The organism is Streptomyces sp. CA-243310 (assembly GCF_050936775.1).
In the GTDB taxonomy this organism is placed as follows: Bacteria; Actinomycetota; Actinomycetes; order Streptomycetales; family Streptomycetaceae; genus Streptomyces.
Genome location: NZ_JBNJMF010000001.1, coordinates 3,477,436 through 3,501,598, shown reverse-complemented (window position 1 = coordinate 3,501,598; position 24,163 = coordinate 3,477,436). Strand labels below are relative to the sequence as shown.

Below are 24,163 nucleotides of genomic sequence, written 5' to 3'. Positions count from 1 at the left end.
GATGACCTCCACCACTACGCCCGTGCGCGAGCCCGCCTCGTCGCCCGCCCAGACGGACACGAAGCCGCCCACCGGCGGTTCGTCCCCCTCCACCGACGGCTCCTCGCCCCGTCGCCCCGGGTCCGGGTTCCCCTTCCGTGTCGGTCGCCGGGTCCTGCCCCTCGCCGTCGCCGCGGCCGCGGTGATCACGCTCGGATTCCTCTTCCCCGGCGCGGGCAGTTGGCCCGGCGCCCTTGCCGTGGACCTGTCGGGTCCCCTCGGCCGGGCCGGTGACTGGATCATCGACCACCGTGACAGCCACCCGCTGTTCCTGTACTTCTTCGGGCACGTCAGCAACGTGGTCGTGGTGTCCGTGCGTGCCGTGTACGTGGTCCTGCTCGCCGCCGGCTGGACCGGTGTCACCGCGCTGGCCGGGCTCGTCGCCTGGCGCCTCGCCGGTGTCCGGCTCGCCCTGACGTCGATGGCCGCCTTCGCGGTCTGCGGCCTGCTGGGCATGTGGATCCCCACCATGCAGACGCTGGCCCTGATGGTCGTGGCGGTCGCCGCCTCGGTCGCCGTCGGCGGGCTGCTCGGCCTGGCGGCCGGGCTGTCGCCGCGCACCGAGCGCGTCCTGCGCCCCGTGCTCGACACCATGCAGATCCTGCCCGCGTTCGCGTACCTGCTGCCGATGGTGCTGGTCTTCGGCATCGGGGTGCCCGCCGCCGTGCTCGCCACCGTCGTCTACGCCGCCCCGCCCATGGCGCGCCTGACCGCGCTCGGTCTGCGCGACGCCGACGCCGGGGTCATGGAGGCCGCCGCCTCGCTCGGCGCGACCGGCCGCCAGCGGCTGCTGACCGCGCGCCTTCCGCTGGCGCGCCGGCAGATCCTGCTCGGCGTCAACCAGGCCATCATGATGGGCCTGTCCATGGCCGTCATCGCCTCCGTGATCGGTGCGGGCGGCCTCGGCGACCGGGTCTACCAGGCCCTGGCCTCCGTCGACGTCGGCGCGGCGCTCGCCGCGGGCATCCCGATCGTGCTGCTGGCCGTGGTCCTCGACCGCACGGCCGACGCGGCGGGTGCCCGGCTCGGCACCAACCCGCCCCGGGCCGCCGAGCAGCACTTCCTGCGTCGCGTCTTCGCCGGTTGGTACGGGCGTCTGCTCTGCCTCCTCGCGGTGGTCGCGGTGGCGGTGGGCGGACGGATGCTGGGCACCTCGCAGTGGCCCGACTCCTGGAACGTGTCCCTGGCGGACCCCGTCAACCGGGCCGTGGCCTGGATGACCGACCACCTCTACTCCGGGGTTCCCGTCGTCGGCGGCACCGCCGACTGGGCGGCCCGCTTCACCGGCTGGCTCCTGGACCCGCTGCGCTCCGGACTCCAGGCCTCCCCGTGGTGGCTGCTCCTGCTGCTGGTCGGCGCGATCGGCGTCCTGGTCGGTACCCGGCGCACCGCGCTGACCGCCGTGCTCGCCCTGGCCGCCATCGGCGTCCTCGGCGTGTGGGAACCCGCGCTGGACACGCTCTCGCAGGTGCTCGCCGCCGTCGCGGTGACCCTGGTGCTCGGCTTCGCGATCTCCGTCGGCGCGGCCCGCAGCGCCCGCGCCGAGCGGCTGTTGCGGCCCGTGCTAGACGTGTGCCAGACGATGCCGCAGTTCGTGTACCTCATCCCGGTCGTCGCGCTCTTCGGTGTGGGCCGCGCCCCGGCGGCGGCCGCCGCCGTCGTGTACGCGCTGCCCGCCGTCGTCCGCATCACCACGCAGGGGCTGCGCGAGGTCAACCCGGCCGCGATGGAGTCCGCGCGCTCCCTCGGGGCGACCGGCTCCCAGCAGTTGCGGCAGGTACAGCTTCCGCTGGCCCGGCCGGCCCTGCTGCTGGCCGTCAACCAGGCCGTCGTGCTGGTCCTCGCCGTCGTCATCATCGGCGGTCTGGTCGGCGGTGGCGCCCTCGGCTACGACGTCGTCCTGGGCCTGGCCCAGGGTGACCTGGCCACCGGACTGGTCGCGGGTGCCGCGATCGTCTGCCTGGGCCTGATGCTCGACCGTGTCACCCAGCCCGCGACGAAGACGAAGGAGGCCTGAGATGCCCGAGACGCGAACCCTTCCCGTGAGACGTGCCCGCCGACGGATCGTCGCCGCGCTCGCCGCGGCGAGCACCCTGGCCGTCGTCACCGGCTGCGGAGCGGCCGACATGACCCGCCAGGCGTCCCCGTACGCGGCCGCCCAGGGCGCCAAGACGGTCACGCTGTCCGTGCAGTCCTGGGTCGGCGCGCAGGCCAACACGGCCGTGGCGGGCTACCTGCTCGAACACGAGCTGGGCTACCGGGTGGACACCGTCCAGGTGGACGAGGTGCCCGCGTGGGACGCCCTCAGTCAGGGCCGGGTCGACGCGATCCTGGAGGACTGGGGCCACCCCGAGCAGCAGAAGCGTTACGTCGAGGACAAGAAGACCATCGTGGGCGGCGGTGACCTCGGGGTCACGGGCCACATCGGCTGGTTCGTCCCGACCTACTTCGCGAAGCAGCACCCGGACGTCACCGACTGGAAGAACCTCGGCAAGTACACCGACCAGCTGCGCACGCCCGAGAGCCGCGGCAAGGGTCAGCTGATGGACGGCTCGCCTTCGTACGTGACGAACGACAAGGCCTTGGTCAAGAACCTGAAGCTGGACCTGGAGGTGGTCTTCGCCGGTTCCGAGGCCGCCCAGATCACCCAGATCAAGCAGTTCGCCAAGGAGAAGAAGCCCTTCCTGACGTACTGGTACAAGCCCCAGTGGCTGTTCGAGCGGGTTCCGATGACCGAGGTGAAGCTGCCCGAGTACAAGGAGGGCTGCGACGCCGACCCCGAGAAGGTGGCCTGCGCCTACCCGCACACACCGTTGCAGAAGTACCTGAACGCGCGGTTCGCGGACGACGGCGGGAAGGCCGCCGGGTTCCTGAAGAAGTTCCACTGGACCGTGGAGGAACAGAACGAGGTCGCCCTGATGATCGCCGAGGAGAAGTTGTCTCCTCAGCAGGCGGCGAAGAAGTGGGTGGAGCGGCACGAGGACGTCTGGCGTCCCTGGGTCCGCTGACCCCTCCCGGGTTCGCGACGGCGCCCCGCCACCGGAGTTCCGGTGGCGGGGCGCCGTCGTGTCCGCGCTCGGCTACCAGCCGAAGCGGCGGTTGACCTCCCGTTCGAACTCCTCGAAGGTCAGCACCCCGTCGCCGTCGAGGTTGGCCCGGTCGAAGAGGGCCGACGAGGCGTCGACGTCACCGACCCCCCAGAAGGGCAGGTCACCGGTGGAGGCGAGGGTGGGGCCCTTCGCCCGCAGGGCCGAGATGACCTCGACGCGCGTCAGGACGCCGTCGCTGTCGAGATCGAGTGCGTCGAAGAGCTTGCGGGCCTTCTCGCTCATGACGTCGTCCTTTCCGCAGGAGGGGGCGGCCACGGAGGTCCGGTCCGCCGGACCGACAGCCTATGACCCCCTCGACGGGGCCGTGCGGCCCCGTCTCCCACATCCCCGTGGGCCCGGTCCGACGCGGCCGGTGCGCGCGGGCGGTCAGTGCGGGCGGGCGGCCCGTACGGTGCCCGGGGCGGCGGCCGGCGCGTGGGTCGGCGATCCGTCGAACCGTGCCAGGTAGCCGCGGCGCAGCAGGTTCTCGTAGAGGTGGTCCAGGACGCCGGCCGGCGCGTGGATCCGGGCGTCACAGCGGGCCGTGCCTCGGCTGTCGGTGACGGCCGTGCACAGCGTGCGGTCGCGCCCGGCGTCGCTGAAGATCACCGTCCGACCGGGTACGGGGGCGCCGTGGGCGGTGGTCAGGGCGCCCGAGAGGCCCTTGACCGTCAAGGCCTGCGGGTCGGATTCCCGACGGGCGGTGGCGTCGGTGGTCCGCAGCCGGGTCGGGGCGGGCGGGATGGCCAGGCCGGTGGGGGTGTTCAGGCCGGTGATGGGCAGGGTGGTCTGGCCGCCTCCGTTCGGGGCGAGGCGCACGACCCGGTTGTTGAAGGCGTCCGCGACGTAGAGGTTGCCGCGCTCGTCGAGGGCAAGTCCCAGCGGGTCGTTGAGTCCGACCGCGGGAACCGTGCTCTGGCCGCCGCCGGCCGCCACCCGCACCACCCGGTTGTTGCCGGTGTCGGACACGTACAGGTTGCCCCGGGGTCCAGTACGATCCCGGCCGGCTGGGACAGGCCGGTGGTGGGGACGGTGCTCTGACCGCCGCCGTCCGCGGCCAGCCTGACGACGCGGTCGTTGACGAAGTCGGAGACGTAGAGGGTGCCTTCGGCGTCGAAGGCGAGGCCCCACGGGTGCAGCAGCCCGCTGGTGGGGACGGTGCTCTGCCCGCTGCCGTCGGCGTGCACCTTCACGACGCGGTCGTTGAAGCTGTCGGCGATGTACAGGTCGCCCGTGTCGTCCAGGGCCAGCCCGAGGGGGCGGGACAGTCCGTCGGTCGGGACCGTGGTCTGCGGCCCTCCGTCGGAGGGGATCCGCACCACCCGGTTGTTGCCGGTGTCGGAGACGTACAGGTCGCCCGCCGCGTCGGCGACCATGCCGGTGGGGCGGACCAGGTCGGTGGTGGGGACCGTGCTCTGACCGCCGCTGCCGTCGGCCGGCGCCTTCAGGACCCGGTTGTTGCCGTAATCGGAGACGTACAGCGGGGTCGGGCCGGCCCCGACGCCGGGATCGGAGGCGGCGGCCGTGCCGACCGGGCCGAGCCCGAACGCGCACAGGGTCGCCAACACGAGCACGGAGCCGAGCCGCCGGCCGGCGCCGGCCGGCCGCCGAAGGGTCTCGGGAACTGCGGAACGGGGCACGGCGCACCTACCTGTCATGATCGTCCGGCCGCCGAGGCTAGACCCCGGACCGTCCGCGCTCCCCGGCACCACGCCACGGGCCGACGGCCATACACACGGACGGCAGGCGTCAGATCCTGCCGGTCGCTCGTGCCATGTAGAAGCCGACGACGGCGACCACACCGGCCACGACCAGCCAGGACGCGGGGCTGGTGTGCCCGCCCCTCCGCGCGGGCCGCGGCCGTCGCTTCGAGCGGCCCTGGCCCGATCCTGCCGTCGAGGGCCCGGCAGCGGTCTCCGCGAGGAGACGGCGGCACACCGCGGCGAGTTCCCCCGTACCGGCGGAGAGGCTGGCGACCGCCTCGCTGCGCGCGGGAGCCGTCGTACCGCCCTCGAGTATCCGACCGGCCCGCAGGAGCACCTCGTCGCGCCCTGCGCTGGGTGCCAGGCTGATCCACCGCTGGACGTGCTCCCCCCGGATGACGACGCCGCCGGTCCGGTCCCGGTAGACGGTGTGTTCCCGCCACAGAACCTCGGCCAACTCCGTGGCCGTGTCTTTCAATTGCCCGCTCATTCCCGCCCCCGTCGATGCACTGGTCGAACAAACACGGGACATTAGCGGCAGGCACCGACAGCGCCCTCGGCGGGGTGTCCGAGGCGGGCCACTTCAGGGCGTTCGACCGCGGGAGGCTCGCTACGGCGAGCACATCGGGCTCTCCGGCCCGCCACTGCGGAGGCGCATGCGTGGTCGAGCGGTCGCCGGCTTCGCACCACTCTTGCACTGACTGAAAATTCAGTCAAGATATCTCCATGGCACCAGAACACCCGGGTTTCCCCCTCACCCGCCCCTTCACGGCTCTCGCCCCGGACGATCCGCGCGAAATGGGCGGTTTCCGCCTCGTCGCCCGGCTCGGCGCGGGTGGAATGGGCCGCGTCTACCTCTCCCACACCCCCGGTGGGCGCCCCGTGGCCCTCAAGGTGGTCCGGCCGGAACTGGCGGCGGACCACGAGTTCCGCCGGCGCTTCGCCCAGGAGGTCGCCAGCGCCCGGCGCATCCACGGCCTCTACACCGCACAGGTCGTCGGCTCGGGCACCGAGGCGGCCGGCCCCTGGCTGGCCACCGCCTACGTACCCGGCCCGTCGCTCCAGCAGGTCATCGACGAGCACGGCATCCTGCCGCTGCGCACCGCGCTGCTGCTCACGGCCGGCGTGGCCGAGGCACTCCAGGTGATCCACGACGCCGGGGTGGTGCACCGGGACCTCAAGCCCGCGAACGTACTGGTCGCGGCGGACGGACCCCGCGTCATCGACTTCGGCATCGCGCGCCCCGCGAACGCGACCGCCCTGACCGGCGTCGGCCTGGTCATCGGCTCGCCGGCCTTCATGGCTCCCGAACAGGCCCTGGGCCGGGCCGTGACCCCCGCCACCGACGTCTTCGCGCTCGGGGCACTGGCCGTGTACGCCATCGGAGGGACGCCGCCCTTCGGAGACGAGCCCGGACCCACCGCCCTGTACCGCACCGTGCACGAGGATCCCGATCTGTCGGGCGTGCCCGGCGAACTCCACCCGCTCCTCCACCGGTGCCTGGCCAAGGACCCCGCTCATCGGCCGACGCCCGCGCAACTGATCGAGGTCGTGCGCGACCACCCGTCGATCGGGGGGCGGCTCAGATTCACCGACGACTGGCTGCCCCGCCGGATCGGCACGGAGATCATGCGCCGCGCCGATCTCCCCGCGGCGCCCCGATCCCTCACGGAGGTGGCCTCACCCGCGACTCCCCCGACCTCCGCGCGGACCCCCACGCTCGCCTCGCCCGCGGGCCCCGCGGCGTCCGCCGACGCCGCGCCGATCACCGCGCGGGGGCCCGGGTCCTCGTCCCGCCGGCGCGCGGCACCGAGGGGGCACCGCTCCGGGCGTACCGTCCTGGCCGCGGCGGCGGCCCTGGTCCTCGGAGCGTGCGGAGCCGTGTACCTGCTCGACGAGCCCTACGAGGACGAGCCGACGGCCGGTGCCGCCGACGCGCCCCTCCCGACCTCGCCTCCCGCCTCCCCCTCGCCGTCGAGGACGACGCCGGGCTACGTCCCCGCCTACACGGGCACGGAACTCACCTCCCCGGACCAGGGCTACGAGTTCGACATCCGGGCCGGGAAGGTCGCGCCGCAGGACACCGCCGCGTGGTTCGTGGGCCGCACGGCGTCCGAGTTCTACGTACCGGAGGAGAGCGAGGCCTACATCGCCGAGGGCGGCCGGCCGGACCTCGACGCGTGCGTGCGGGGCATCGAGAGCCGCCCCGTGACCGCTCTCCCGTTCAGTGCGCTCGGGGCCGGGCGGTCCTTCTGCGTGCGGGCCCAGGACGGCCGGGACATCGCCGTGGTGAACGTGCTCGCGACGAGCACGGACGGAGGCCCGGTGACGGTCTCCCTCGACCACTACCGACGCTCCGACTGAACCGCCCGATCGCCGAACGCCGGCGAGCCGCCCCGGAAGGGCCGAGCACCGGCGGCGACGGGTCAGCCGGCGGGGCGGGCGAGATCGCGCACGGTGGCCATGTCGCTGAAGGGCAGGAGTGCTTCGCCGACGATCTGATGCGGTTCGCTGCCCTTGCCGGCGATCAGTACGACGTCCTGCGGCCCTGCGGCGGACAGGGCGAGGCCGATCGCCCGGCGGCGGTCGGACGACCGCTCGTACGGTGTGCCGGTGGACTCGATGCCCGGGGCGATCTGGTCGAGGATCGCCTCGGGGTCCTCGTTGCGGGGGTTGTCCGAGGTGAGGACGCACAGGTCGGAATGGGTTCCGGCGATCCGACCCATTTCCACCCGCTTGGTGGTGTCCCGGTCACCGCCGCATCCGAAGACGGTGATGACCCGGCCGCGGGCGAAGCCGCGGATCGCCGTGAGCACCTTGTCCAGGGAGTCGGGCGAGTGCGCGTAGTCCACGATGACGGAGGTGCCGGCGGGGGTCACGAAGCGTTCGAAGCGGCCGGGGACGGCGGGCATCAGGGCGAGCGCGGCGACCAGTGCGCCCAGGTCGTGCCCCAGGACGTGGCAGGCCGCCACGGCGGCCAGCGCGTTCGACACGGAGAAGCGACCCGGAACCGGGATCGCCGCCGCGTACTCCCGGCCGGCGTGACGCAGGGTGAAGCGGGTCCCGGAGGCGTCCGCCACCAGGTCCGAGGCCCGGTAGTCGGCCTCGGTGTCGACGGCGTACGTGGCGACCGCGCCCGGCATCATCGCCCGGATACCCGCCCCCACCGGGTCGTCGACGTTGACCACGGCCTGCCGGCACAGGCCCTGGAACAGGCGCAGTTTGGCGTCCGTGTAGTGCGCCATCGTGCCGTGGTCGTCCAGGTGGTCCTGGGTCAGGTTGGTGAAGACGCCGACGTCGATGAAGGTCCGGTCGACCCGGTACGTCTGCAGGGCCATGGAGGTGGCTTCCAACACCACGGTGCCGGTGCCCCGGTCCCGCATGTGGCCCAGCAGGTACTGGAGGTCCGGGGATTCGGGTGTGGTCAGCACGGACGGGGGCATCGGGATCGCCTCGTCGCCGATCCGGCTGCCCGCGGTCCCGATCACCCCCACCGCGGCGCCCTCGGAGATCCTCAGCAGCGACTCGACCATGTACGAGATGGAGGTCTTCCCGTTGGTCCCGGTGACGGCCACCATGTCCATCTGCCGGCCGGGCTCGGTGAAGTAGCGGGAGGAGACGACCGCCGCCGCCTTCCGGGTGTCGGACACGCGTACGACGCACACGCCCGGAGTCGTCGCCGGGCCCCGTCGCGTGGCGGCGGCCCCGTCGTCGTCGACGAGCACCGCCACCGCGCCTCGGGCGAGGGCCGCACCGATGGCGGCGGGGCCGCCGGCCCGGTGGCCGGGCACGGCGATGAAGAGCGAGCCCGGTGTCACCCGGTCCACGTCGAAGGTGGTGCCCGCGGTGATCCGCGTGGCCTCGGTGTCTCCCTGGAGGACGTGGTGGTCGTGGCCTGTCAGCAACCCGCTCAACTTCACGGTGGTCCCTTCGAAGGCGGCGGGGGCCGGATTGCGGCCGCCGCCGGGCGGCGGCCCCGACGGCACGTCGGAACCGCGGTGATGGCGGGAGGTGCGATGGTGCGCGCCCGCACCCCGGCCCCGTGGCGCGTGGGGTGAGCGGCGCGGGGTGCGGGGAGGACGCGGAGTGCGCGATGCGAGGTGCGAGGTGCGAGCCGCGGAATTCCGATACCGGGTACGGCGGTCGGGGCGCGCCGGTCGGGTTCGGAGGGCGGCTTCGGAGGCGGCTCGGGGGCGTTGCCCGAGGGACAGGGGCGCGCCGGGCCGGGACCGGTGGGGTTGTCGCTAGCCGTGGCCGTGCAGGGCGCCGCGGCCGACCGTGGGGGCCTGGCCTTCGGCCGCGGTCCACGGGCTCACGCCCGGCCGGCTCACGGCGGCCGCGCGCGCGGTGGAACCGGCGCGGTGCCGGTGCTCCCCCGTGATGCGTGTGCGGTCCATGGGCCGAGTGTACGGCCGCTCACGCCACCCCGGGCGCCACACGGGCTTCCCGGTCGCCGCGGTCGCGGCGCCGCGCAGCCGATCGGTTGAACCGGGGTACGGCGAGGCGTCGGGGCGGCGCCCGAGGGGCACGCAGCACGGGTGACCTCGACCGACCTGCGGCCGGCTCCGCCCCCGCGCTCCACCGCCCGCCGCGCGCTGCTCGCCGGTTCGGTCGGCAATCTCGTCGAGTGGTACGAGTTCGGCGTGTACGGCGCCTTCGCCACCGTCATCGCCGCCAACTTCTTCGCCCCGGCCACGGATTCCGGAGCCGGGCCGGGGACGGGCGGGGCCGCGGCGCTGATGGCGACCTACGCCTCGTTCGCGCTCGCGTTCTTCTTCCGCCCCGTGGGGGCCCTCCTCTTCGGGCGGCTGGGGGACCGTCTGGGACGGCGCCCCACCCTGATCCTGGTCGTCGGCCTGATGACGCTGGCCACCACCCTGATCGGGCTGCTGCCCACCCAGGCCACCGTCGGGGCCGCCGCGCCCTGGCTCCTCACGTTCCTGCGGGTGCTGCAAGGGATCTCCGCGGGCGGGGAGTTCGGCGGGGCGGTGGCCCTGATGACGGAGTCCGCCCCGGTGGGCCGTCGCGGTCTCCACGGCGCGTGGCAGTCGTTCACCGTCGCACTGGGCCTGCTCGCCGGCGCCGGCACGGCCGCCGGCCTGGCCGCGGTGCTGTCCCCGTCCGCGCTGTACGCGTGGGGCTGGCGGATCCCGTTCCTGCTGGCCCTGCCGCTCGGTGTCGTCGCGCTGTGGTTGCGTACCGCGCTGGAGGAGCCCCCCGGGCCTCCCCCGGACGGGGCTCCGAGCGGAACCGCCGCCCCCGAGCCTCGGCGGAAGGGCGAGCAGGCGCGCGCCGTCGTCCTCGGGGTCGGGCGGGTCATGGGCTGGTCCGCGGCCGGGTACAGCTTCCTCGTGGTCCTGCCGTCCCACCTCCAGTCCGCCCTGGGCGTCTCCTTCCGCGAGGCCCTGCCGGCCGCCGTCCTCGCCAACCTGGGCTTCGCCGCCTCGATCCTTCCCGCCGGGATGCTCAGCGACCGGATCGGCCGGCGGCCGGTCATGCTCGCGGGGGCGCTGGGTGTCGTCGTGTTCGCCCTCCCCGTCCTGCGGGTCCTCCAGTCACCCGGGGCCGCGTTCGGGGTGAAGGCGGCGGCCCTCCTGTTCGCGGGGGCGTTGATCGGTCTGATGGCGGGCCCGGGGCCGGCGATGCTCGCCGAGATGTTCCCGCGCCGGGTGCGCTGCACCGGGCTCGGATTGGCGTACGCCCTGGCCAATGCCGTGTTCTCCGGCTGCGCGGGTCTGGTCATCACCGCCCTGACCGCCCGGACGGGGAACACGACCGTCCCCGCCCTCTACGCCGCCGGCGTCTGCGCCCTGAGCTGCGTGGCCCTGTTGACCCTGCGCGGCGACGACCATCGGGAGCCCCTGCGATGAGAGTGATCGGCCTGATGTCGGGCACCTCGTACGACGCCGTCGACGCCGCCGCCTGCGACCTCGAACGGGGGCGGGGTGACGAGGCCGGGGAGCTGCGCCTCACACCTCTGGGCATGATCGGCGAACCGTATCCGGTCGATCTGCGGGCGGCGCTCGCGGCGGCGCTGCCGCCGGCGGGTACGAGCCTGGCCGAGGTCTGCCGGCTCGACACCGGCATCGGGCGGGCCTTCGCCCGGCTGGCCGCCCGAGCGGACCGTGAACTCTGTTCGGGTGGGGCGGAGTTGATCGCCTCGCACGGCCAGACCGTGTACCACTGGGTGGCGGACGGTCGGGTACACGGCACGCTCCAGCTCGGGGAGCCCGCCTGGATCGCGGAGGAGACGGGCTGTCCGGTGGTGTCGGGATTCCGGCCGCGCGACGTCGCCGCCGGGGGCCAGGGAGCGCCGCTGGTGAGCCTGATCGACCTGATGCTGCTGCGGGGGCGGCCCGGTGTGACCGCGGCCCTGAACATCGGCGGGATCGCGAACGTGACGGTCTCGACGCCGGCCGGCGACCCGGTGGCGTTCGACACCGGCCCCGGCAACGCGTTGATGGACGCGGCGGTGCGCGAACTGACCTCCGGGCGCCTCGCGTACGACGAGGGCGGTGCGCTCGCCGCGGCCGGGCGGGTACACGAGGGCTTGCTGGAGCGGCTGTCGGCGGAGCCCTACTACCGTCTGCCCCCGCCGAAGACCACCGGCAAGGAGTTGTTCCACGCCGGCTACGCGGGCTCCCGGCCCGCGGGGTTCGAGCGGCTGTCCGGGCCGGACGTGCTCGCCACGCTGACCCGGCTGACGGCCCGGACCGTGGCCGACGCGCTGCGACCGTTCGGGGCGAGGGAGGTCTTCGCCTCGGGAGGGGGCGTCCGCAATCCGACCCTCATGGGCATGCTGCGGGAGGAGTTGGGCGCCGGCGTGCTGCGGACCTCCGAGGAGTTGGGATTGCCCGCGGCGGCGAAGGAGGCGTACGCGTTCGCGGTCCTCGGGTACCTCACCCTGCACGGCCTGCCGGGCAATGCCCCGCCGTGCACGGGCGCGACCGGCCCCCGCGTACTGGGTTCGATCACCCCGGGGGCCCGCCCCCTGCGCCTCCCGACGGGCCCGCCGGACGCCCCGTACGCGCTGGTCGTACGAAGCCCGACCCCGCGGTGAGACCGGTGCTCCCCGGGCCGACGGGCGGCCCGGGGCCGTGGATCGCGCCCCCGGAACCGACGTCGCGCCACGCGCCGCCGGCTCACCGCATGACGCGCGGCAGGCGCAGGCTGAGCAGGGCCGTCAGCGCGATCAGGCCCAACTGGACCATCAGGGTCACGACGAGGGCGTCCCGCATGCCCGTCGACGCGGCCAGGGCGAGGAAGAGACTGCCGACGGTCGCGACACCGAGGGCGAGCGCGGACTGCTGGGTGGTGACCATGACGCCGCCGCCCACGCCGGCCCGGTCGGCCGGTACGTCGGAGAGCATCAGCCTCATCAGGACCGGGAGTTGCAGGCCCTGACCGAGCCCGGCGACGGCAACGCCGGGAGCCAGGGCGAGGATTCCGAGATCGGGCCAGTCCCGTCGCACCGCGAGGAGCATCAGGCAGACGCCGAGCGCCTGGAGCAGGCCGCCCGCCGTGACCACCCTGGTGCCGTACCGTCCGACGAGTCGGGGGCCGGCGAGGGACGCGGCGAAGAAGGCCAGTGCCATCGGCACCAGGGTCAGTCCGGCCGCCACGGGGCCCATGTGCAGGGCCTGTTGGAGGACGACCGCGATCACGAACATGAACCCGCTGAAGCCGATGGAGAACGGCACCAGCATCACCAGTCCGCGCCGCAGCGAGTCCAGGCGCAGCAGGCTCGGCGGTACGAGGGGGCTCCGGCCGAGTCGGTCGGCGCGCCGTTCCGTCAGGTAGAAGGCGGTGGCGGCGAAGGGGAAGACCGCCAGCGAGAGCCAGGTCCACAGCGGCCAGCCGGCCGCCCGCCCCTCGGTCAGCGGCAGCAGCAGGGACACCAGGGTCAGGGCCAGCAGCAGGGTTCCCGGCACGTCGACCGAGGCGGGGCGTTCGGACCGGGTCTCCGGGACGGCGCGGGCCGCCAGGACCAGGCCGACGATCACCACGGGGACGTTCACGAGGAAGACCGAGCGCCAGCCGGTGCCTGCGATGTCGGCGGCGACGAGGACTCCGCCGAGGATCTGCCCGGCGACCATGGACAGCCCGGCCGTGGCCCCGTAGAGGCTCATCGCCCGGGCCCGGTGGGCGCCCTGGGTGGTGGCCTGGATGGTGGCGAGCACCTGCGGGAGCATCAGCGCGGCGGCGACGCCCTGGGCCACGCGGGCCGCGACGAGGGTCCAGGCCGTGGGGGCGAGGCCGCAGGCGAGCGAGGTGAGTCCGAAGGCGGCCATGCCGATGAGGAAGAGCCGGCGTCGGCCGGCCATGTCGCCGAGCCGGCCGCCGAGGACCAACAGGACGGCGTACGTGACCCCGTAGCCGGCGACGATCAGTTCCAGCAGCGCGGGGCCCGCGGCCAGGTCGCTGTCGATGGTGGGCAGCGCGACGTTGACGATGAAGAAGTCGATCAGGGGCAGGGCCGCTCCGAGGAGGACCGTGAACAGGCCGAGCGGGGTGATGCCCGCGGCGACCCGGGGCGTGGGGTCCGTGTGGCCGGTGGCCGTGGGGGCGGGGTCCGTGGGGGCCGGAGTCGGATGGGTCGTGCGTACCGTTGTCTCACTCACGTCCCCGACGATCCTCCCCCTCGGAGCCGGGTACCAGAGTCTCCTTGTCCTGGTACCAGCAGTACCTGGAAACCGGCTGAGCCGTGAGGCACCCTGGACCCATGACCACTGTGGCCCCCGAGAGCGACGTCCGCCGGCACGAGCTGGCCGAGTTCCTGCGCAGCCGGCGGGAGCGGATCACACCCGAACAGGTGGGGCTGCCGCCGGGGCGCCGCCGGCGCACCCCCGGGTTGCGTCGCGAGGAGGTGGCCCAGCTGTCGGCGGTCGGCGTCACCTGGTACACGTGGCTGGAGCAGGCCCGGGCGATCCAGGTGTCCCCGCAGGTGCTGGACGCCGTCGCCCGCGCCCTGCTGCTGGACCCCACCGAGCGCGCTCACCTGTTCTCGCTGGCCGGCAGCCTCGACCCGGCGCCGAACACCCCCTGCCCGAGCGTGACGCCGGCGCTGAGGGCGATGCTCGACCAGTTGGGGCCGATCCCGGCGTGCGTGCAGAACAGCCGGTACGACATCCTCGCGTACAACGCCACTTACGGGCGGTTGCTGTGCGACCTGGACGGTCTGCCGCCCGAGGACCGGAACTGCATGTGGTTGGCGTTCACCCATCCGCAGTGGCGGGCGGCCATGGTCGACGTGCCCGACGTGAACCGGGTGATGGCGGCCAAGTTCCGGGCGTCGATGGCGGAGCACCTGACCGAGCCGGCGTGGAAGACGCTGCTCGCCCGGTTGGACGCGGCCTCGGCGGAGTTCCGGGAGATCTGGGCGCGGCACGAGGTGGTCGGCCTGGGCGGCAAGTCCAAGTACATCCGCAACCCGCACGTGGGGCTGCTGCACGTGGAGCAGAGCAATCTGTGGTTGGGGCCCACGGCGGGGCCGCGTCTGTTGACGTACGTGCCACTGGACGAGGAGACCCGCTCGCGACTGGAACGCCTGTCGCGCATGGAGCACCTCGACCGCCCGGACGGCGCGGACCGCCCGAACGGCACGGACCGCCCGAACGGCACGGACCGCGCAGACCGCCCAGATGAAGATCGCGATACCGTTTGACGGTGTTCGCGGCCACGGCGGCCGTCGACGAGACAGCGGGCGGACAGCAAGGGGAGGCACACCGGTGCACGGTGAGTACAAGGTGCCGGGTGGCAAGCTCGTCGTCGTGGACCTGGACGTCGAGTCCGCCGACGGCGGCGACGTACTGCGCGGCGTACGGGTCGCCGGTGACTTCTTCCTCGAACCGGACGAGGCCATCCTCGACATCGACCGCGCGTTGACCGGCGCACCCGCGGACGCCACGGCCGAGCAACTCGCGGCCCGCGTCGAAGCGGCGCTCCCCCCGGGCACCGTGATGTTCGGTTTCACGGCGGAGGCCGTGGGGATCGCCGTCCGACGGGCGGTGGCACACGCCCACCGACTGGACGGACTACGACTGGCAGCTGATCCACGACGCCCCCCAGTCCCCCGCCCTGCACATGGCCCTGGACGAGGTGCTGACGGCCGAGGTCGCCGCCGGGCGGCGGCCGCCGACGCTGCGGATGTGGGAGTGGGGTGCGCCCGCCGTGGTGATCGGGAGCTTCCAGTCGCTGCGCAACGAGGTGGACGCGCGGGCGCTGGAAGAGCACGGGATGACGGTGGTGCGCCGGATCAGCGGCGGCGGCGCCATGTTCATCGAGCCGGGCAACACCATCACGTACTCCCTGAGCGTGCCGGACGCTCTGGTGCGGGGCCTGTCGTTCGCCGACAGCTACGCCTACCTCGACGACTGGGTGTTGGGAGCCCTGGACGGCATGGGCGTGAAGGCCTGGTACCAGCCCCTCAACGACATCGCCACCGAGTCGGGGAAGATCGCGGGCGCCGCGCAGAAGCGCCTGGCCGGGGCGCACGGTGCGGTCCTGCACCACGTGACCATGGCGTACGACATCGACGCGGACAAGATGCTCGACGTGCTCCGCATCGGCAGGGAGAAGCTCTCGGACAAGGGGACGAAGAGCGCGAAGAAGCGGGTGGACCCGCTGCGCCGCCAGACCGGGCTGCCCCGGGACGCGGTGATCCGGCGGATGATCGAGTCCTTCCGGGACCGGTACGGGCTGTCGGAGGGCTCGGTGACGCCCGAGGAGATGGCGCGGGCACGGGAGTTGGCCGCCGCCAAGTTCGGCTCCGAGGAGTGGACCGCGCGCGTTCCGTGACCCCGGCCCGCCTGCTCTGGGGCCGAGCCCTCGGGGCCTCGGAACCGGGTACGTGACCGTGACCGTGACCCGATACGAGATCGGGTACGGGACCGTGACCGGGTGCGGTGCGCACGGTGGTGCATGCGGTGTTGCACGCTGGATGTCACGTGCCGTCATGAACACGGCGGTGCGTGGACGTTCACCGAGCCGTGCCCGACCACACCCGAGGACCCGACATGACCGCCTGGATCACCACCCCCGTCGAGCCCGCCTTCGTGCGCGGCGCCATCGACCTGGAGCACACCGCCCGGGGCATCCTGCCGCACCGTCTGCCCGCCTGGGCCCGCGAGCAGTTCCCCGATCCGGGCCTGGCGATGACCGAGGCCCAGACCTCCGGCGTGCGGGTCGCCTTCCGCACCCGCGCCACCACCGTCGAGCTGGAGACGGTCCCGACCCGGATGGCCTACGTGGGCGCTCCGCCCCGGCCCGCCGGGGTGTACGACCTGCTCGTGGACGGGCAGCTCGCCGGTCGGGCGAGCGTGACCGGCGGGAACGTGCACACCGTCGACATGGCCGCGGGGACCGCGGTCACGACTGCGGGACCGGCCGGCGTCGCACGGTTCACCGGACTGCCCGACGCGGTGAAGGACGTCGAGATCTGGCTGCCGCACACGGAGACGACCGAGTTGATCGCCCTGCGCACCGACGCACCGGTCGAGGCGGCGCCCGCCGACGGCCGCCGCGTGTGGTTGCACCACGGCAGTTCGATCAGCCACGGTTCCAACGCCGAGCGTCCCCGCTCGACCTGGCCCGCGCTGGCCGCCGCCCGGGGCGGGGTCGAGCTGATCAACCTGGGCTTCGGCGGCAACGCCCTGCTCGACCCGTTCGTCGCGCGCGTCATGCGCGACACACCCGCGGACCTGATCAGCGTCAAGATCGGCATCAACCTGGTCAACATCGACCTGATGCGGTTGCGCGCCTTCACCCCGGCGGTCCACGGCTTCCTCGACACCATCCGTGAGGGCCACCCGGACACGCCCCTGCTGGTGGTCTCCCCCGTGCTCTGCCCTCTCCAGGAGGACACCCCGGGTCCGCTCGCGGCGGAGTTCGACGGGCAGCGGCTGCGCTTTCGCGCCACGGGCGACCCCGCGGACGTGGCCGCGGGCCGGCTGACGCTGACCGTCATCCGCGAGGAGCTGTCCCGCATCACCGCGCGGAGGGCGGCCGGGGACCCGCACCTGCACCACCTCGACGGCCGCGCCCTGTACGGCGAGGCGGACTTCGCGGAACTGCCCCTGCCCGACGATCTTCACCCGGACCCCGCGGGACACCGCCGCATCGGTGAGCGCTTCGGCGAGCTGGTCTTCGGCCCGGGCGGCGCGTTCGAGACCTCCCGCGGAGGTGTGTAAGAAATTATTGACACCGTGTACGAATGATTTTACATTCCTCGTGTCAAAGTTGTTTTACACGGGAGTGGGTGCGGACGTGGCCTCCGAGGAGAAGCGCGCATGGATCGCGGCGGTGGTGGCCGTCGCCGGGTACGCCGTCTACCTGGCCGTCGTGCTGGGGCGGGCCGGCGGCGGCGTGCCGCTCGCGGAGGTCGCGTACACGGCCCCGCTGCTCTGGACGGTCGGGGGCGCGATCGGCGCCGCCATCGCCCTGAACATCGCGGTCGCACTGGTCTCGCCCCGCGACGCCGATGTCAAGGACCAGCGGGACAAGGAGATCGGCCGCCTGGGCGATCTCGCAGGGCAGTCCTTCCTCGTCATCGGCGCCGTGGCCGCTCTGGTCCTGTCGATGGCCGAGGCGGACCACTTCTGGATCTCCAACGTGATCTACCTGGGGTTCGTCCTGTCGGCGCTGCTCGGTTCCACCGTGAAGCTCGCCGCCTACCGGTGGGGGTTCCAGTCGTGGTGAAAGCGACCGGCATCACGAACCGGATCCGGACCCTGCGCTTCGAGCACGCGGAGATGACCCAGGCGGAGCTGGCCGAACGTGTCGGCGTGACCCGGCAGACCGTCATCGCGATCGAGAAGGGCCGCTACTCGCCCTCCCTCGAAACGGCGTTCCGGATCGCCCGCGTCTTCGCGGTCCCGCTCGAGCAGGTCTTTCAGTACACGGACGAGCAGTACACACACGAGGAAGGGACGGCGCCGTGAAGGCGATCGCACAGGACACGTACGGCTCCAGCGAGGTACTGGAGCTCCGGGACGTCGAAACTCCCGCCCCGGGCGGCGGCGAGGTGCTCGTCGCGGTCCGGGCCGCCGCCCTGGACGCCGGGGTCTGGCACCTGATGACCGGCCGGCCCCACCTGGTCCGCCTCATGGGATACGGGCTGCGCAGACCCAAGGTGCCCGTGCGCGGCCGGGAGGTGGCCGGGCGGATCGAGGCCGTCGGCGAGGGGGTGACCGACTTCCGGGTGGGGGACGAGGTGTTCGGCGTCTGCGAGGGTTCGTTCGCCGAGTACGCGACCGCCCGGCAGGACAAGATCGCACTCGTGCCCGCGGGCATCCCCCCGGAACACGCTGCCGCCCTCCCCGTCTCGGGCCTCACCGCGCTCCAGGCCCTGCGCGACGCGGGCCGCGTCAGACCGGGACAGCGGGTCCTGGTCATCGGCGCGGCGGGCGGGGTGGGCACGTACGCGGTACAGCTGGCCAAGGCGTACGGCGCGCACGTCACCGGCCTGTGCAGTACCGCCAAGACGGAGCTGGTGCGCTCGCTCGGCGCGGACGAGGTCATCGACTACACCCGCGAGGAGTTCGCCGACGGCGTCCGCTCCTACGACCTCATACTCGACAGCGCCGGCAACCGCGCCCTCTCGCACCTGAGGCGGGCCCTGACCCCTCGGGGGACGCTCGTCCTCATCGGCGGTGAGGGGGGCGGTCGCTGGATCGGCACGATGGCCCGGGTGCTGCGCGCGGCGCTGCTGAACCCTTTCGTACGGCACACCCTCAAACCGTTCATGGCCGCGGAGCGCCGGGCCGACCTGGAGATCCTCGGGCGGCACGTCGAGGCGGGTGAGCTGACGCCCGCCATCCACGGCGTCCGCCCCCTGGCCGAGGCCCCGGCCGCGATCGACGCGATGCACCGGGGCGAGGCCCGCGGCAAGACCCTGATCGTTCCCTAGGCTCTGGCGAGGCCGGGGGCGAAACGTGCCGGTGCGCCGGGTGTGCTCAGTGGTGCGCGGCGATGGTCTTGGTGATCCAGCCCTTGTGCGCGGGCACGGAGGTCCAGATCCCGGGACCGCCGGCGCAGTGCGGGTCGGCGGCGTGGTCGCCGTCCCCGGAGGTGGCGCCGACGAGCTGCCAGCGGCCGGCGAGGCGCTGGATCTGCGGCCCTCCGGAGTCGCCGGAGCAGGCCATCGCCCGGGGGGTGCGGGCGGCCGTGCACAGCTCGCTCTTGCCGTTGATCTCGGCGCAGTCGCCGGTGGCGATGCTGCGGGTGTCGAGTTCCTGGAGGCGCTCGGGGAAGACCCAGTGCTCGGGGTCCAGGGCGTCGACGACGGTTCCGAAGCCGATGACCCGGGTGGACGCGCCCACCTTCGGCTCGTGGTCGGCCATGGCGACGGGCTTCTGCCGGACGGGACGGTCGAGCTTCAGCAGGGCGATGTCATTGGTCGAACGTTCCTCGCCGAGGCCGTTGTACCCCGGGTGGACCACCTTCTGGACGATCTTGGCGACCGTGCCGCCCGAGTGCCGTGCGGCGCTGCCGATCCGGACCGTCCCGGTCGGGTGGGTGGCCCCGACGTCCTGGGCGCAGTGTGCGGCCGTCACCACCCACCGGGGGGCGATCAGCGCGCCTCCGCAGACTCCGTCGAGGGAGGCCGGGCCCTCGTCCAGCGTCATCGGGATCGAGGCCATGAACGGATACGCCTCGGTGGAGTCCTTCCCGTGGACGATCGCCTGAGCACCCGTGGTGGACGCCACCAGGCACAGGACGACGGCGGCCCCGACCGCCGTGGCCCGGGCAGGGAGACGGCGGACCGTCCGGGATCGGGCGGTCGGACGGTGCGGGCCGGGAGGCGGAGTGGAAACGCTCATGAGGTTGTCCTTCCCAGCGGCGCCCGGCTGATGCGCGCGGGACGCGGAAGGCTTCACGGCACGGGAAGGGCGCACGGGGCGGGAGGGACCGCGGCCGACGGGCCCGCACACGCCGACGGGGCGGCGGCGGGGCCGGGGACCGGATGCCGTCGGCATCGGTCGCCGGCCCGCCGCCGCCCCGTCGGGCGGGACACCGGGTCGGTCGTGCGGCGGGATCAGACCGCCGGGGCCGGGAAGGTCGGGTACTCGACCCCGGAGACGTGCTGGACGACGCGGATGACCTGGCAGGAGTAGCCGAACTCGTTGTCGTACCAGAGGTACAGGATCGCGTTGTCACCGTCGACCTTGGTGGCGCCGGCGTCGACGATCGAGGCGTGGCGCGAGCCGATGAAGTCGCTCGACACCGCGTCGGGAGCGGTGGTGAAGTCGATCTGCCGCTTGAGCGGGGAGGTCAGCGACACGTTCCGCAGGTAGTCGAGGACGTCCTCGCGGGTGGTCTCGCGACCGAGCCGCAGGCTGAGGATCGCGATCGACACGTCCGGCACCGGGACGCGGATCGAGCTGCCGGTGATCGGCGCCTTGAGTTCGGGCAGCGCCTTGGCGACGGCGGAGGCGGCGCCGGTCTCGGTGATGACCATGTTGAGCGGCGCGGAGCGGCCTCGACGGTCGGCCGGGTGGTAGTTGTCCAGCAGGTTCTGGTCGTTGGTGAACGAGTGGACGGTCTCCACGTGGCCGCGCAGGACGCCGTACTCGTCCGCCATCGCCTTGAGCGGCGGGACGATCGCGTTGGTGGTGCAGGAGGCGCAGGACAGGATCTGCTCGTCCGGCTTGATCATGTCGTGGTTGACGCCGTGGACGATGTTCGGGACGTCGCCCTTGCCCGGAGCGGTCAGGACGACCTTGTCGATGCCGGGGCGCAGGTGCTTGGAGAGGCCCTCGCGGTCGCGCCACTTGCCGGTGTTGTCGATGAGGATGGCGTCCTTGATGCCGTACGCCGTGTAGTCGATCTCCGACGGGTCCCCGGCGTAGATCACCTTGATCTCGTTGCCGTTGGCGATGATCTTGCTGTTCGCCTCGTCGACGGTGATCGTGCCCTGGAACTGACCGTGGATGGAGTCGCGGCGCAGCAGCGAGGCGCGCTTGACGATGTCCTGGTCGCCGCCCTGGCGGACGACGATGGCGCGCAGGCGCAGACCGTTGCCGGAACCGGCCTTCTCGATCAGCAGGCGGGCGACGAGGCGGCCGATGCGGCCGAAGCCGTAGAGGACGACGTCACGCGACTCGCGGGACTCGATCTTGTTGTCACCGGTGGCGCCGGACACGGCCTCGGCAGTGAACTCGCCCACCGAGAGACCTCGGGTGTCGCTCTTGTAGGTCGCGGCGAGCATCCCGATGTCGATCTGGGACGGACCGAGGTCGAGCGGGGTGAGCGCCTCCAGGAACGGCAGGGTCTCGGTGACCGAGAGCTCCTCGCCGGCGATCTGACGGGCGAATCGGTGGGTCTTGAGGATGCTGACCACCGACTTGTTCACCAAGGAGCGGCTGTGCAGCAGGACGGTGACGTCCCGCTCGCGGTGCAGCTTCCCGATGATCGGGATCATCGATTCCGCGATCTCCTCGCGGTTTTTCCAGTTGGTGAACGAGTCGTCATTGACAGTCACAGGTTTATCTTTCGAGCTAGGCGGCGCTCATATGCTAACCCGACAGCAGTTTGATCTTTCAAGGGGTCCCGCCCGACGCGGTCTCCCCGAAGGGCCGGTGGGCCCGCCCGCGCGGGCGCGAAGCCTTCCGCACCCCGGTGACCTGCGACATCTCACGGCGACGGCCGTTCAGGGCGTGCGCCGCACACCCGCCTGCCGTTCGAGGTTCCACACCTGCACCGCCGGGTCGCCCGCGACGGCCGAGTGGGCGGGGCCGCTGCGGCCGATGGGGAGGACCTCCTCGCTGCGCATGCCCCGAAGTGGGCCACCGGGCCCAGTGCGGGCTGACCGGCGGGACCGGCCCGTCGAGGCTTCGCACTCGGCCGCAGCGTGGACGATCCGACCCCCGACGACCGTGAGGACGGACTCGGCGGTGCCCGACTCACGACCTCGCCCTCCTGAGGCAGGACCACCTGACCGTCCCCGAGGACGCGATCCCCGACATCGAGCGGTCGACGAGGTTCCCGGCCGGGTGGAGCGACGTGCCGCCGACGGTGCGGCCCGTCACCAGCCAGTGCAGACCTTGGCGTTGCGCACGAGCAGGTCGGCGGCCGGTCGCCGCCCGGCGGGGGCCGGGGACATGTCTCAGACGGGCATGCCGGCCGTCATGCGAGGGCCTCGCGCAGGGTGTCGACGGCGAGACCGATGGCGAGTTCCGCCGCCCGGGTCTCCCGGAGCGCGTTCAGCATGACGAAGTCGTGGATCGTGCCCTGGACGCGCAGGGCGGTGACCGGCACTCCGGCGGAGCGCAGCTTGGCCGCGTACGCCTCGCCCTCGTCGCGCAGGACGTCGGCCTCGGCGGTGATGACCAGCGCGGGAGGCAGTCCGGTGAGTTCGTCGAGGGAGGCGCGCAGCGGCGAGGCGGTGATCCGGGCGCGGTCGGACTCGTCGGTCGTGTACTGGTCCCAGAACCACTGCATCGCCTCGCGGCGCAGGAAGTAGCCGGTGGCGAACTGCTCGTACGACTCGGTGTCGAAGGCGGCGTCGGTGACCGGGTAGAAGAGCACCTGGTGGACGACGGTGACGTCGCCGCGTTCCTTGGCCATGAGGGTGAGGGCGGCGCTCATGTTGCCGCCGACCGAGTCGCCGGCGACGGCGAGGCGCGTGCCGTCCAGGTCCTTGTCCCGTCCTTCGCGGCCGATCCACCGGGCGACGGCGTAGTTCTGCTCGATGGCGACGGGATAGCGCGCCTCCGGCGAGAGGTCGTACTCGGGGAAGACGACGGCCGCGCCGGCGCCGACGGCGAGTTCGCGGACCAGTCGGTCGTGGGTGTGCGCGTTGCCGAAGACCCAACCGGCTCCGTGGATGTAGAGGATGACGGGGAGGGGACCGGTGAGGCCTCGGGGACGGACGATCCGGGTACGGACCTCCCCGGTGGGACCGCCCTGGACGGTGATCCATTCCTCGTCGACGGCGGGCAGCGAGACGCCTTCGCCGCTCTGTACGTCGTCCACGGCCTTGCGGCCGTCGGCGGGCGGGATCTGGTAGAGGTACGGCGGCTGCGCGGTGGCGTTGGCGAAGGCCTGCGCGGCGGTTTCCAGTACGGGCTGACGGTTGGTCATGACGGTGCTCCTTCGGAGGGTCGGGGCGGGGCAGGGGGCGGCCGGGGGGATCGCGGCGTTCAGGATCACACCGGCGACCGCTCCGGGCCGGGAGACCGCCCGGCGTGTGACGTGATTGGCCCGACCGGGTGGGCGCGGCGGCTGGGCGGGTGCGCACGGGGACGCCACACGAGAGGGGTCGGTGGTGTCCCCGTGCGCGGTTCGGGTGGGCGGGTCGGGCGATGAAGGCGAGCAGCGCGGCGTTGGCCTCGTCGTCGTGGCTCCAGGTGAGCCCGTGCGGGCCGCCCTGGACGCCGTGCGGTTCGGCGCCGGCGATCGTCTGCGACAGCGGGATCGCGGTGGCGGTCACGGTCAGTCGCGGCCGGCGACGAGCAGGCCCGTCCGGGGGCGCAGGATCAGGAGGCCGGTGTCCGACCGGGGTCAGCCCGCCGCGTGTTCGCCGATGACCGACTGCGCGTACACGACGCCGAGGCCGTAGGCGCCCGCATGCTCCTTGACGATCTCCATCACGGCGCCGTACGTCTCCTGGCGGGCCCAGTCGCGCTGGAGTTCCAGCAGGACCTGTACCCAGGTGACGGGGACGGCGCCGGCGGCGAGCATGCGCTGGAGGGCGTGCTCGTGGGCGGCCGGGCTGACGCCGCCGGAGGCGTCGGAGACCACGTAGACCTCGTAGCCCTGCTCCAGCGCGGACAGTGCGGGCAGGACCAGGCAGACCTCGGTCCACAGGCCCGAAAGGATGATCTTCTTGCGTCCGGTGGCCTTGACCGCCTCGACGAGGGCCTCGTCCTCCCAGGCGTTCATGGAGGTGCGGTCGATGGTGTCCTGCTCGGGGAACACGGCGGCCAGTCCCGGCAGGATCGGGCCGGAGAAGGACTCGGCGGCGACCGTGGTGAGCACGGCGGGGACGTCGAAGGCGCGGGCGGCCTTGGCGAGGCCCACGGTGCTGTTGACGATCGCGGCGCGGTCCCCGCTGCCGACGCCGAAGAACATCTGCGGCTGGTGGTCGACGAAGAGCATGACCGAGTTCTCGGGCGTCAACAGGTCCCGGCCGGCGGCGGCCCGGACCTTGGCGATGTCGAACATGAGGGGTCCTTGTCTCGGGGGGAGGCGATGAACGCCGGCCGCCGCGACTCCCGCGGCTCGGCACTCCCCGAACGTACGATCGCTGCGCCCTCGCCTCTTTCCCCAGCGTGCGCACGGGATGGCCCGAGAACGCACGACCCGCGGACGCGTAAGGGGCGCCCCCACCGA

Annotated in this window: 22 protein-coding genes and 1 pseudogene; 11 read left to right on the top strand and 12 right to left on the bottom strand. The window is 72.9% G+C overall.

Annotation, left to right across the window (positions count from 1 at the left end; all coding sequences use genetic code 11):
• Position 1: 1 nt before the first annotated feature.
• Positions 2 to 2,056, top strand: a complete 2,055-nt coding sequence (locus tag ACQEVM_RS15415; protein WP_433078978.1) for an ABC transporter permease subunit — start codon at positions 2 to 4, stop codon at positions 2,054 to 2,056.
• A gap of 1 nt (position 2,057) precedes the next feature.
• Positions 2,058 to 3,047, top strand: coding sequence for an ABC transporter substrate-binding protein (locus tag ACQEVM_RS15410; protein WP_433078976.1), 990 nt, complete (start codon positions 2,058 to 2,060; stop codon positions 3,045 to 3,047).
• A gap of 72 nt (positions 3,048 to 3,119) precedes the next feature.
• On the opposite strand, the gene ACQEVM_RS15405 is transcribed toward ACQEVM_RS15410, so the two are convergent.
• The 4 genes from ACQEVM_RS15405 to ACQEVM_RS15390 form a co-directional block, all read right to left on the bottom strand.
• Positions 3,120 to 3,371 (bottom strand): EF-hand domain-containing protein, encoded by a 252-nt coding sequence (locus tag ACQEVM_RS15405; protein ID WP_433078974.1) that lies wholly within the window; start codon positions 3,369 to 3,371, stop codon positions 3,120 to 3,122.
• Positions 3,372 to 3,515: 144 nt separating this feature from the next.
• Positions 3,516 to 4,010 (bottom strand): hypothetical protein, encoded by a 495-nt coding sequence (locus ACQEVM_RS15400; RefSeq protein ID WP_433080027.1) that lies wholly within the window; start codon positions 4,008 to 4,010, stop codon positions 3,516 to 3,518.
• Complete coding sequence (locus tag ACQEVM_RS15395; RefSeq protein WP_433078972.1) at positions 3,893 to 4,768, bottom strand: hypothetical protein; 876 nt, start codon at positions 4,766 to 4,768, stop codon at positions 3,893 to 3,895. Before ACQEVM_RS15395 ends, ACQEVM_RS15400 begins: the two co-directional genes overlap by 118 nt.
• A gap of 109 nt (positions 4,769 to 4,877) precedes the next feature.
• On the bottom strand, positions 4,878 to 5,321 hold the full coding sequence (locus tag ACQEVM_RS15390) for a hypothetical protein (protein WP_433078970.1): 444 nt from the start codon (positions 5,319 to 5,321) through the stop codon (positions 4,878 to 4,880).
• A 236-nt stretch (positions 5,322 to 5,557) separates the two neighbouring features.
• On the opposite strand from ACQEVM_RS15390, the gene ACQEVM_RS15385 reads away from it, so the two are divergent.
• On the top strand, positions 5,558 to 7,195 hold the full coding sequence (locus ACQEVM_RS15385; protein ID WP_433078968.1) for a serine/threonine-protein kinase: 1,638 nt from the start codon (positions 5,558 to 5,560) through the stop codon (positions 7,193 to 7,195).
• A 62-nt stretch (positions 7,196 to 7,257) separates the two neighbouring features.
• On the opposite strand, the gene ACQEVM_RS15380 is transcribed toward ACQEVM_RS15385, so the two are convergent.
• Positions 7,258 to 8,751 (bottom strand): UDP-N-acetylmuramoyl-L-alanyl-D-glutamate--2,6-diaminopimelate ligase, encoded by a 1,494-nt coding sequence (locus ACQEVM_RS15380; RefSeq protein ID WP_433078966.1) that lies wholly within the window; start codon positions 8,749 to 8,751, stop codon positions 7,258 to 7,260.
• A 324-nt stretch (positions 8,752 to 9,075) separates the two neighbouring features.
• Complete coding sequence (locus tag ACQEVM_RS15375) at positions 9,076 to 9,228, bottom strand: hypothetical protein (protein WP_433078964.1); 153 nt, start codon at positions 9,226 to 9,228, stop codon at positions 9,076 to 9,078.
• A gap of 141 nt (positions 9,229 to 9,369) precedes the next feature.
• Here ACQEVM_RS15375 and ACQEVM_RS15370 point away from each other — a divergent pair, with 141 nt between their 5' ends.
• Together ACQEVM_RS15370 and ACQEVM_RS15365 are read left to right on the top strand one after the other, a co-directional pair.
• Complete coding sequence (locus ACQEVM_RS15370; RefSeq protein WP_433078962.1) at positions 9,370 to 10,701, top strand: MFS transporter; 1,332 nt, start codon at positions 9,370 to 9,372, stop codon at positions 10,699 to 10,701.
• Entirely contained in the window at positions 10,698 to 11,891 is a 1,194-nt protein-coding gene (locus ACQEVM_RS15365) for an anhydro-N-acetylmuramic acid kinase (RefSeq protein ID WP_433078960.1), read from the top strand. The genes ACQEVM_RS15370 and ACQEVM_RS15365 overlap by 4 nt, the downstream gene beginning before the upstream one ends.
• A gap of 82 nt (positions 11,892 to 11,973) precedes the next feature.
• Here ACQEVM_RS15365 and ACQEVM_RS15360 read toward each other — a convergent pair whose 3' ends face one another.
• A complete protein-coding gene (locus ACQEVM_RS15360) occupies positions 11,974 to 13,452 on the bottom strand; it encodes an MFS transporter (protein WP_433078958.1) in 1,479 nt (492 codons plus the stop codon).
• Positions 13,453 to 13,553: 101 nt separating this feature from the next.
• On the opposite strand from ACQEVM_RS15360, the gene ACQEVM_RS15355 reads away from it, so the two are divergent.
• The 6 genes and pseudogenes from ACQEVM_RS15355 to ACQEVM_RS15330 all read left to right on the top strand — a co-directional run bounded on the left by ACQEVM_RS15355 (position 13,554) and on the right by ACQEVM_RS15330 (position 18,737).
• Positions 13,554 to 14,495, top strand: a complete 942-nt coding sequence (locus tag ACQEVM_RS15355; protein ID WP_433078956.1) for a helix-turn-helix transcriptional regulator — start codon at positions 13,554 to 13,556, stop codon at positions 14,493 to 14,495.
• Positions 14,496 to 14,559: 64 nt separating this feature from the next.
• Positions 14,560 to 15,628 (top strand): annotated as a pseudogene (locus ACQEVM_RS15350) (lipoate--protein ligase family protein).
• Positions 15,629 to 15,846: 218 nt separating this feature from the next.
• Positions 15,847 to 17,019: a GDSL-type esterase/lipase family protein gene (locus ACQEVM_RS15345; RefSeq protein WP_433078954.1), complete on the top strand. Its 1,173-nt coding sequence runs from the start codon at positions 15,847 to 15,849 to the stop codon at positions 17,017 to 17,019.
• Between the two features lie 40 nt (positions 17,020 to 17,059).
• Positions 17,060 to 17,527, top strand: coding sequence for a hypothetical protein (locus ACQEVM_RS15340; RefSeq protein WP_433078952.1), 468 nt, complete (start codon positions 17,060 to 17,062; stop codon positions 17,525 to 17,527).
• Positions 17,521 to 17,769, top strand: coding sequence for a helix-turn-helix transcriptional regulator (locus ACQEVM_RS15335; protein ID WP_433078950.1), 249 nt, complete (start codon positions 17,521 to 17,523; stop codon positions 17,767 to 17,769). The genes ACQEVM_RS15340 and ACQEVM_RS15335 overlap by 7 nt, the downstream gene beginning before the upstream one ends.
• The gene (locus ACQEVM_RS15330) at positions 17,766 to 18,737 is read left to right on the top strand and encodes an NAD(P)-dependent alcohol dehydrogenase (RefSeq protein WP_433078948.1); all 972 of its coding nucleotides are present in this window, start codon (positions 17,766 to 17,768) and stop codon (positions 18,735 to 18,737) included. The genes ACQEVM_RS15335 and ACQEVM_RS15330 overlap by 4 nt, the downstream gene beginning before the upstream one ends.
• A 46-nt stretch (positions 18,738 to 18,783) precedes the next feature.
• On the opposite strand, the gene ACQEVM_RS15325 is transcribed toward ACQEVM_RS15330, so the two are convergent.
• The 5 genes from ACQEVM_RS15325 to ACQEVM_RS15305 all read right to left on the bottom strand — a co-directional run bounded on the left by ACQEVM_RS15325 (position 18,784) and on the right by ACQEVM_RS15305 (position 23,995).
• A complete protein-coding gene (locus ACQEVM_RS15325; protein ID WP_433078946.1) occupies positions 18,784 to 19,650 on the bottom strand; it encodes a S1 family peptidase in 867 nt (288 codons plus the stop codon).
• A 215-nt stretch (positions 19,651 to 19,865) separates the two neighbouring features.
• A complete protein-coding gene (locus ACQEVM_RS15320; RefSeq protein WP_266952943.1) occupies positions 19,866 to 21,311 on the bottom strand; it encodes a glyceraldehyde-3-phosphate dehydrogenase in 1,446 nt (481 codons plus the stop codon).
• Between the two features lie 168 nt (positions 21,312 to 21,479).
• Positions 21,480 to 21,602 (bottom strand): hypothetical protein, encoded by a 123-nt coding sequence (locus tag ACQEVM_RS15315; RefSeq protein ID WP_433078943.1) that lies wholly within the window; start codon positions 21,600 to 21,602, stop codon positions 21,480 to 21,482.
• 353 nt (positions 21,603 to 21,955) lie between these two features.
• The gene (locus tag ACQEVM_RS15310) at positions 21,956 to 22,912 is read right to left on the bottom strand and encodes an alpha/beta hydrolase (RefSeq protein ID WP_433078941.1); all 957 of its coding nucleotides are present in this window, start codon (positions 22,910 to 22,912) and stop codon (positions 21,956 to 21,958) included.
• A gap of 420 nt (positions 22,913 to 23,332) precedes the next feature.
• Positions 23,333 to 23,995, bottom strand: a complete 663-nt coding sequence (locus tag ACQEVM_RS15305; protein WP_433078939.1) for a hydrolase — start codon at positions 23,993 to 23,995, stop codon at positions 23,333 to 23,335.
• Positions 23,996 to 24,163: the final 168 nt, after the last annotated feature.